The 7,824-nt window shown below is 66.1% G+C and carries 11 protein-coding genes; 7 read left to right on the top strand and 4 right to left on the bottom strand.

Going from position 1 to position 7,824, the window contains the following annotated elements:
* The 7 genes from JWQ89_RS03985 to JWQ89_RS03955 all read left to right on the top strand — a co-directional run.
* Nucleotides 1-244 (top strand): hypothetical protein (locus tag JWQ89_RS03985; protein ID WP_299638612.1); only part of this gene is annotated, 244 nt, incomplete at its 5' end.
* Nucleotides 244-567 (top strand): hypothetical protein, encoded by a 324-nt coding sequence (locus tag JWQ89_RS03980; RefSeq protein WP_299638610.1) that lies wholly within the window; start codon nt 244-246, stop codon nt 565-567. The genes JWQ89_RS03985 and JWQ89_RS03980, both read left to right, overlap by 1 nt.
* 206 nt (nt 568-773) lie before the next feature.
* Nucleotides 774-1,163: an AtpZ/AtpI family protein gene (locus tag JWQ89_RS03975; RefSeq protein WP_299638606.1), complete on the top strand. Its 390-nt coding sequence runs from the start codon at nt 774-776 to the stop codon at nt 1,161-1,163.
* 27 nt (nt 1,164-1,190) lie between these two features.
* Nucleotides 1,191-1,946: a F0F1 ATP synthase subunit A gene (locus JWQ89_RS03970; protein ID WP_299638605.1), complete on the top strand. Its 756-nt coding sequence runs from the start codon at nt 1,191-1,193 to the stop codon at nt 1,944-1,946.
* Nucleotides 1,947-2,009: 63 nt separating this feature from the next.
* A complete protein-coding gene (locus JWQ89_RS03965; protein WP_299638602.1) occupies nt 2,010-2,237 on the top strand; it encodes a F0F1 ATP synthase subunit C in 228 nt (75 codons plus the stop codon).
* 83 nt (nt 2,238-2,320) lie between these two features.
* The gene (locus JWQ89_RS03960) at nt 2,321-2,968 is read left to right on the top strand and encodes a F0F1 ATP synthase subunit B (RefSeq protein WP_299638600.1); all 648 of its coding nucleotides are present in this window, start codon (nt 2,321-2,323) and stop codon (nt 2,966-2,968) included.
* 5 nt (nt 2,969-2,973) lie between these two features.
* Nucleotides 2,974-3,477, top strand: a complete 504-nt coding sequence (locus JWQ89_RS03955) for an ATP F0F1 synthase subunit B (RefSeq protein ID WP_299638599.1) — start codon at nt 2,974-2,976, stop codon at nt 3,475-3,477.
* A gap of 232 nt (nt 3,478-3,709) precedes the next feature.
* Here the strand turns inward: JWQ89_RS03955 and gcvPB are convergent, their stop codons facing one another.
* The 4 genes from gcvPB to JWQ89_RS03935 form a co-directional block, all read right to left on the bottom strand.
* Nucleotides 3,710-5,257 (bottom strand): aminomethyl-transferring glycine dehydrogenase subunit GcvPB, encoded by a 1,548-nt coding sequence (gcvPB, locus tag JWQ89_RS03950; protein WP_299638596.1) that lies wholly within the window; start codon nt 5,255-5,257, stop codon nt 3,710-3,712.
* Nucleotides 5,254-6,609 carry an aminomethyl-transferring glycine dehydrogenase subunit GcvPA gene (gene gcvPA / locus JWQ89_RS03945; RefSeq protein WP_299638594.1) on the bottom strand — a complete coding sequence of 452 codons (1,356 nt, stop codon included), beginning with the start codon at nt 6,607-6,609 and terminating at the stop codon, nt 5,254-5,256. The genes gcvPB and gcvPA overlap by 4 nt, the downstream gene beginning before the upstream one ends.
* Before the next feature lie 147 nt (nt 6,610-6,756).
* Nucleotides 6,757-7,110: a glycine cleavage system protein GcvH gene (gene gcvH, locus JWQ89_RS03940; RefSeq protein WP_299638592.1), complete on the bottom strand. Its 354-nt coding sequence runs from the start codon at nt 7,108-7,110 to the stop codon at nt 6,757-6,759.
* A partial coding sequence (locus tag JWQ89_RS03935; protein ID WP_299638590.1) for a glycine cleavage T C-terminal barrel domain-containing protein occupies nt 7,107-7,824 on the bottom strand: 718 nt, incomplete at its 5' end. The genes gcvH and JWQ89_RS03935, both read right to left, overlap by 4 nt.

The raw sequence follows: 7,824 nt of genomic DNA, 5'->3' as shown, positions 1-7,824 counted from the left end.
GCCGATCTGCGTGCTCGACGAAGTCGATGCGCCGCTCGACGACGCCAATGTCGAGCGGTTCTGCAACCTGCTCGACATGATGACCGAGCGGACGGAAACCCGATTCCTGGTGATCACCCACAACCCGATCACCATGGCCCGGGTTGATCGGTTGTTCGGGGTGACGATGGCCGAACGCGGCGTGAGCCAGCTGGTTTCGGTGGATTTGAAGGGCGCTGAGGCGGCGGTTCGGGTCGCGAGCTGATGGACAGGACGCTCGCAATCTCGATCGCATTCGCGATCTTTGGCGTAGCGGCCGTGGCGTTTGTTGTTGGAGCAGCGGGAATGTACCGGGTCATGGAGCGCTCGGGGCTCCTCGATGGTGCTGGGATCGGCACCTACGCGTCCTACAGTCGATCGGAGAAGGACGTTCGCACCGACAAGTTCTGGGATGAACTACGCGATCCTCGATCTCGCCTCGACCGCCGTTTGATCGTGTTTGGCGGCGGCGGATTTGTCACCGTGGTCGCAATTGGTATTCTCTGGATGCAGGCCGTCGGCCCCGCGATGGTGGCCGCCGCCGCGTAGCCACGCCCCACACCCGCCGCAATGGTGGTGGCCAGAGTCGCGATGACTCAATGTCACACCTGTTAGCACCCAGATAAACGCATTATCTTTCAATGGCTTAGCAGTCTCTTCACAGCCTTGACACTGCTGGGGGGCGCCACTATGTTGCCCGCGACTTCGAGGGGCTCCTCTTTCATTTTCGGCCCGGAGGCGCAGGGGATAGCGGGATGGCACTATCACGCAAGACCAAGCGCTCCCAAAGTGGTGCCAAGCCGGAGCCACTGACTTCGGATCTTGCGGCGCGGATCAAGCGTGCGCAGGGCGAAAAGTCCCTGGCTGGCGATGCCGAAGCGGCATCGGCGACGAGGGACATGACCGGGTTGAGCCGCGGCTTGCGGCTCGGTTCGGAGTTTATTGCGGCCATCCTGGTCGGCGCGGGTATCGGATACCTGCTCGACCTGTGGCTCAAGACCGGTCCCTGGCTGATGCTGGTGATGTTGCTGGTCGGCTTTGCGGCGGGCGTGCTCAACGTGGTGCGTTCTGCGGCGGAAATGAACCGGGCGGCCCCGCCGCCCACGGCCGCGATGCGCGTGCCGGACGACGACGAAGACGAATGAAGGCCTCGAGCCTAAAGGGAACAACAGTTGGCCGATCCGAATAAAGTCGACCCGATCCACCAGTTCCAGATCACCGATCTCGTTTCTTTCGGGAATGGTGGCGTCTCCTTTACCAACTCGGCGCTGTTCATGGCGCTGACGGTCGGCGTCATCGGCCTCTATCTTCTGCTCTCGACCCAAAAGCGAAGCATCGTGCCCAATCGCACGCAGCTGGTCTCCGAGATGCTCTACGAGTTCGTCGCCAAGATGGTGTCGGATTCCGCCGGCAAGGCCGGGATGAAGTTCTTCCCCTTCGTGTTCTCGCTCTTCATGTTCGTGCTGGTCGCCAACATGTTCGGCATGATCCCGTTCTTCTTCACCGTCACCAGCCACATCGTGATCACCTTCGCGCTGGCATTGCTGGTGTTCGTGGTGGTCATCGTCTACGGCTTCATCAAGAACGGACCGAAGTTCCTCAAGCTGTTCGTGCCGGCGGGCGTTCCTGCCTATGTGCTGCCCATCGTGGTGCCGATCGAGGTCGTCTCGTTCCTCTCGCGTCCGATTTCGCTCAGCGTTCGTCTCTTCGCCAACATCCTCGCCGGCCACATCACCCTGAAAGTATTCGCGGGCTTCATCGTGACGCTGGGCAGCCTCGGCTTCCTCGGCTGGCTCGGTGCGATCCTGCCGCTGGTGATGACCGTGGCGATCACGGCGCTCGAATTCCTCGTGGCGGCCCTGCAGGCCTACGTCTTTGCAGTGCTGACCTCGATGTACATCAACGATGCGATCCATCCTTCGCATTGAGTTTTCAACCCAATCGGCGCGCCACTTGAGGTTCGCCACAGACAGTTCTCAAAGGAGAGAGTAATGGATCCTGTAGCAGCTAAGTACATTGGTGCCGGTATTGCAGCCATCGGCATGGCCGGCGCCGCTATCGGCGTGGGCAACATCTTCGGCAGCTTCCTGTCGGGCGCGCTGCGCAACCCGGCTGCTGCGCAGGGCCAGTTCGGTAACCTGATTTTCGGTTTCGCTGTGACCGAAGCTCTCGGCATTTTCTCGTTCCTGATCGCGCTGCTGCTGCTGTTCGCAGTCTGATTTCGCGACAGGCGGCGTAACGCCGTCCGCACCAGGGCTCCGGGTTCCGATCCGGGGCTTTATCGGCCGCAAAGGGTTTCGAGATGGCGGGTTTGACCCAAAACATCATTGTCGTGGCGCAGGCCGATGCCCTGCAGGAGGGCCAGGTCGTCGCTCCGGGCGAGGAGCACGCCACGGAAGGCGCCGCGGCAACGGATGCGCATGGCGCAACCGAGACGCATGCGGGCACCGAGGCGCATTCGGAGGTGTTTCCGCCCTTCGATCCGGCGAGCTTCGGCAGCCAGCTGCTCTGGCTTGCCATCACCTTCGCGGCGCTCTATGTGCTGATGAGCCGCGTGGCCCTGCCCCGCATCGGCTCCATCCTCGAGACGCGCCGCACCCGCATCGAGGGCGACCTCAAGGAAGCCGAACGGCTCCGCCAGGAGACCGAGAAGGCCGCAGCCGCCTATGAGGCGGCGTTGGCAGAGGCCCGCAAGAACGCCCACGGCATCGCCGAGGAAACCCGCGCCGGGATCAAGGCCGACATCGATGGCCGCCGCGCCGACGTCGAGGCCTCGCTGGCCAAGGTCGTCGCCGAGGCGGAAGCCCGCATCCAGACCGAGAAGGAAGCGGCGCTGAAGCACGTGAGCAACATCGCTGCCGATACGGCGCAGGCGGTGGTCGCCAAGATCGTCGGTCCTGTCACTGCGGCCGAAGCCCGCGCCGCGGTCGCCGCGGTCACCAAGGAGTAAGGCACATGTGGAGCTTCGGGTTCGACGCCACCACCGGCGCCACCATCTGGGCCACGGTCGCGCTGGTGATCTTCGTAGGCATCGCGATCTATTTCGGCGTGCCCAAGATGATCGCCGGGATGCTCGACGACCGCATCAAGAAGATCGAGACCGATCTCGCCGAGGCCGAGGCGTTGCGCGCCGAAGCCAAGGCCCTGCTCGATGACTACGCGCGCCGTCGCGAGGAAGCCGAGAAGGAAGCCGAGGAGATCATCACTGCCGCCCGCGAAGAGGCGTTCCGGCTGACCGCCGAGGCCAAGGCCTCGCTTGAAGCGATGGTCGCCCGTCGCGAGAAATCGGTGGCCGAGAAGATCGCCCAGGCGGAGGCCCAGGCCGTTGCCGAAGTGCGTGCACGTTCGGCTGATCTCGCGGTCGAGGCGGCGCGCGTGCTGCTGGAAAAGCAGGTCGCGGCCAAGGGCGACGTGCTGGTGGACCAGGCGATCAAGGATGTGGCGGCAAGGCTGAACTGAGGTTCGGAGCCAGCGCTGGAATTTGAGATGCCCGCGAGAGCGGGCATTTTCTTTTTGGCGGTAGCGGAAGGGCAGCAGCATCGTGGCTGTGGCCACCCCCACCCTTGATCCTTCCCCACAAGGGGGAGGGAGACGACTGGCACTTCTGCGCCGATCTCAAAGTCGTCTCCCTCCCCTTGATGGGGAAGGATCAAGGGTGGGGCGAGTCCCACGCTCGGAGAGGCGGCCCAGCTTACTCCGCCGCTTGCGGCAGCTCGTCCGGCCGTTCCCATGTCAGCACCGGCGAGCGGGCGGCGCGGGTTTCGTCGAGGCGGCGGCGCGGGGCCTTGGTGGGGGCGCTGGTGAAGCGGGGGCTGTTGCCGGCCTTCGCATCCGCCGCCAATTCCAGCATCACGTCGCAGAAGCGGTCGAGGGTCTGCTTGCTCTCGCTCTCGGTGGGCTCGACCAGCATGGCGCCGTGGACGACCAGCGGGAAGTACATGGTCATGGGGTGGAAACCCTCGTCGATCAGGGCCTTGGCGAAATCGAGGGTGGAGACGCCGCTACCCTCGAGGAAGCTGTCGTCGAACAGGGCCTCGTGCATGCAGGGCTGGCCGGGGAACGGGACCGAGAAGACGTGCTCAAGGCGTGCCTTGATGTAGTTGGCATTGAGGACGGCGTCCTTGGCGGCCTGGGCGAGGCCGTCGCCACCGTGGCTCAGCATGTAGGTGAGGGCACGGACATACATGCCCATCTGGCCGTTGAAGGCGGTGATGCGGCCGAGGTGCCGGGCTTCGGCGTGTTCGACTAGGGCCAGCGAGCCTTGGCTCTTCCTGACGAACGGCACGGGAGCGAAGGGGGCGAGCGCTTCGGACAGGACGACCGGACCGGCGCCCGGGCCGCCGCCGCCGTGCGGGGTGGAGAAGGTCTTGTGCAGGTTGATGTGCATGGCATCGATGCCGAGATCGCCCGGCCGCACCACGCCCATGATGGCGTTGAAGTTGGCGCCATCGCAGTAGAAGAACGCGCCCGCCTCGTGGACGGCAGCCGCGATCTCGATGATCTCGGGTTCGAACAGGCCGCAGGTATTGGGGTTGGTCAGCATGATCGCGGCGACGTCGGGGCTGAGCGCTGCCTTGACGGCCTCGACATCGACCGTGCCGTCGTCGCGCGCCGGGATGGAGCGGACGCTGTAGCCGAGGGATGCGGCGGTGGCGGGGTTGGTGCCGTGCGCGCTCTCGGGCACGAGGACCACGGTGCGGTGCCCCTGCCCTGCAGCTTGTTGCGCAGCGCGGATCGCCATCATGCCGCACATCTCGCCATGGGCGCCGGCCTTGGGGGTCAGGGACACGGCGGCGGTATTGGTGAGGGTCATCAGCCAGTGCGCCAACTCCTCCATCAGCGCCAGCGCGCCCTGCACGGTGGAGACGGGCTGCAGCGGGTGGATATCGGCGAAGCCGGGGAGCCGGGCCATCTTCTCGTTGAGGCGCGGGTTGTGCTTCATGGTGCATGAGCCGAGCGGGTACATGCCGGAGTCGATCGAGTAGTTGAGGCGGCTGAGGCGCACGTAGTGGCGGAGCGTTTCCGGCTCGGTGAGGCCGGCGAGGTCGATCTCGGACTGCCGCTCGAAGCCGCCGAGGAAGCTGCCATCGATCTCGACGTCCGGCAGGTCGACGCCCGAGTGCTCCCGGTCGCCGATCTCGAACAGCAGCGGCTCGTTGGGAAGGAGCGAGGAGCCGGAGGTGACGGCGGGCGCGGCCGTGCCGATGCCGGTGGGGCGGCCCTGGGTGTTCATGCTCATTGGACTTCCTCCGAGAGGGCGGCGTTGAGGCACTCGGCCAGCATCTCCATGTCGGCGTCGGTGGTGAGTTCGGTGGCGGCGAGGACGATCAAGTTGGCGCAGGCCGGGTTGTCGGGCTCAAGCCGGCTGACGGGCAATCCGGCGAGCACGTCGGCACGTGCCAGCAGTTCGACAACCGGCGCGGCGGGGACCGGCAGGCGGATGGTCATCTCGTTGAAGAAGCTATTGTTGAGCAGTTCGACGCCGGGGACGGTGCCGAGCATGCGCGCGAGCTTCACCGCATTGTGGTGGTTGAGCCGGGCGAGCTTCTTGAAACCGGCTTCGCCCAGCAGCGACATGTGGATCGAGAAGGCGAGCGCACAGAGGCCGGAGTTGGTGCAGATGTTGGAGGTCGCCTTCTCGCGGCGGATGTGCTGCTCGCGGGTCGAGAGCGTCAGCACGAAGCCGCGATTGCCGTCGGCATCGACGGTCTCGCCGCAGAGCCGGCCGGGCATCTGGCGGACGAACTCCTTGCGGGTGGCCATCAGGCCGACATAGGGGCCACCGAAGTTCAGCGCATTTCCGATGGACTGGCCTTCGGCGACGGCGATATCGGCGCCGAGCGCGCCAGGGGCCTCGATCAGACCGAGTGACACGATCTCGGTTACGACGACGATCAGCAGCGCGCCGGCGGCGTGCGCGGCGTCGGCGGCGGCGCGGAGGTCGCGGAGGTGGCCGTAGAAGTCGGGGGTCTGGACGACGATGGCGGCGGTTTCGGCGTCGATGCGGTTGAGGATATCGCCCTGCCCTTCCGGCGAGGCGGGGAGGCAGATGAGGTCGGGGCCGTCGCCAAGATAGGTACGCACCACGTCGCGATAGTGCGGGTGGAGGCCGCCGGAGAGGACGATACGGTTGCGGCGGGTGAGACGGCGGGCCATCAGCACGGCCTCGGCGGTGGCGGTGGAGCCGTCATACATCGAGGCGTTGGCGACCTCCATGCCGGTCAGGTGCGCCACCTGGGTCTGGAATTCGAACAGCATCTGGAGCGTGCCCTGCGACACCTCTGGCTGGTACGGGGTGTAGGCCGTGAGCCATTCGGAGCGCTGAATCAGGTGATCGACGCTGGCCGGCACGTGGTGGCGATAGGCGCCGGCGCCGATGAAGAGCGGGCCGTCGCCGGCGGCGTGGTTCCGAGCCGCGAGCGCCTTCATGTGGGCTTCGACGAGGAACTCGGGGGAATGGGGCGGGAGGTTTACCGATTCGGTGAGGAGCGCCGAGCGGGGGACGCGGGCGAAGAGGTCGGCGGCGGTGCGGGCGCCGATGACGGCGAGCATGTCGGCGCGCTCGTGCTCGGAATGGGGGAGGTAACGCATGTCAGGTTCTCGGTTGCAACATCGCGGCTGTGGACCTCCACCCCTGTCCCCTCCCCGCAAGGGGGAGGGAGACCCCTACACCGGCATGGGTGTTCATCGTCTCGCCCCCGCTTGTGGGGAGGGGACAGGGTTGGGGTTCCATGCGCATCACTCGGTCAGCTTGGCGTAGGCATCGGCGTCCATCAGCCCGTCCAGTTCGGCGGGGTTGTCGAGCGCGAGCTTGAAGATCCAGCCGTCGGTTTCGGGGGTGGAGTTGATGAGGCCGGGCTCGCCCGAGAGGCCGTCGTTGACGGCGGTGACGGTGCCGGAGGCCGGGGCGTAGATTTCGGAGGCGGCTTTCACCGATTCGACTACCGCGGCTTCGTCGCCCTGCTTCAGCTTCTGGCCGACCTTGGGGAGCTCGACATAGACGATGTCGCCCAGCTGCTCCTGGGCGTAGGGGGTGATGCCGACGGTACCGTCGGCAGTGATGTATTCGTGGTCCTTGGTGAACTTGGTCATTTGCTGGCCTTCCGCACGTAGCGATGAGGGACGAATGGGGTGGCGGCGACTTCCGCCGGCTGGCTCTTGCCGCGCACCAGCACCTGGAGCCGCGTGCCGGGAGCCGCGTGCGAGGGCGGGACGAACCCCAGGGCGATGCCGCGGCTGAGGGTCGGGGAAAAGCCGCCGGAGGTGACGACCCCGATCTCGGTGCCCTGCGGATCGAGGATAGACGCGCCTTCGCGCGCCGGCGCGCCTTCGACCCTCAGCCCGACGCGAACGCGGTCCAGAACGCCGCCGAGCTCGGCGAGGATGCGGCCGGCGCCGGGAAAATCAGCGGCCTCGCGGCGGCGTTTGGAGATGGCGAAATTTAGCCCGGCTTCGACCGGCGAGACGGTCTCGTCGAGGTCGTGGCCGTAGAGCGGAAGCGCGGCCTCGAGCCTGAGGCTGTCGCGGGCGCCCAGGCCGATGGGTTTGACGCGGGCGTCGGCGAGGAGCGTGTCCCAGAAGGCGGCGGCATGCTCGGGATCGACGAGGATCTCGAAGCCGTCCTCGCCGGTGTAGCCGGAGCGCGAGATCACCAGTTTGGTGTCGCGCCAGTCGAAGGAGTCGTAGTGCATGAAGGCGAGTTCCGCCGCGGCGGGGACGATGGCATCGATCACCGCCACCGCTTCCGGGCCTTGCAGCGCGAGGAGGGCCGCGTGGTCGGAGCGGTTGAGGGTGGCGCGGCCGAGG

The sequence above is a fragment of the Devosia sp. genome (assembly GCF_028290645.1).
Lineage (GTDB): Bacteria > Pseudomonadota > Alphaproteobacteria > Rhizobiales > Devosiaceae > Devosia_A.
Note: the sequence above shows the minus strand (reverse complement) of the source record. Positions and strands in the feature narration are given on the sequence as shown.

Excerpts from the sequence above, each read along its gene's own strand:
- JWQ89_RS03980 (WP_299638610.1), top strand. The coding sequence starts at position 244 with ATGGACAGGACGCTCGCAATCTCGATCGCATTCGCGATCTTTGGCGTA.
- JWQ89_RS03975 (WP_299638606.1), top strand. The coding sequence starts at position 774 with ATGGCACTATCACGCAAGACCAAGCGCTCCCAAAGTGGTGCCAAGCCG.
- JWQ89_RS03965 (WP_299638602.1), top strand. The coding sequence starts at position 2,010 with ATGGATCCTGTAGCAGCTAAGTACATTGGTGCCGGTATTGCAGCCATC.
- JWQ89_RS03960 (WP_299638600.1), top strand. The coding sequence starts at position 2,321 with ATGGCGGGTTTGACCCAAAACATCATTGTCGTGGCGCAGGCCGATGCC.
- JWQ89_RS03955 (WP_299638599.1), top strand. The coding sequence starts at position 2,974 with ATGTGGAGCTTCGGGTTCGACGCCACCACCGGCGCCACCATCTGGGCC.
- gcvPB (WP_299638596.1), bottom strand. The coding sequence starts at position 5,257 with ATGAGCATGAACACCCAGGGCCGCCCCACCGGCATCGGCACGGCCGCG.
- gcvPA (WP_299638594.1), bottom strand. The coding sequence starts at position 6,609 with ATGCGTTACCTCCCCCATTCCGAGCACGAGCGCGCCGACATGCTCGCC.
- gcvH (WP_299638592.1), bottom strand. The coding sequence starts at position 7,110 with ATGACCAAGTTCACCAAGGACCACGAATACATCACTGCCGACGGTACC.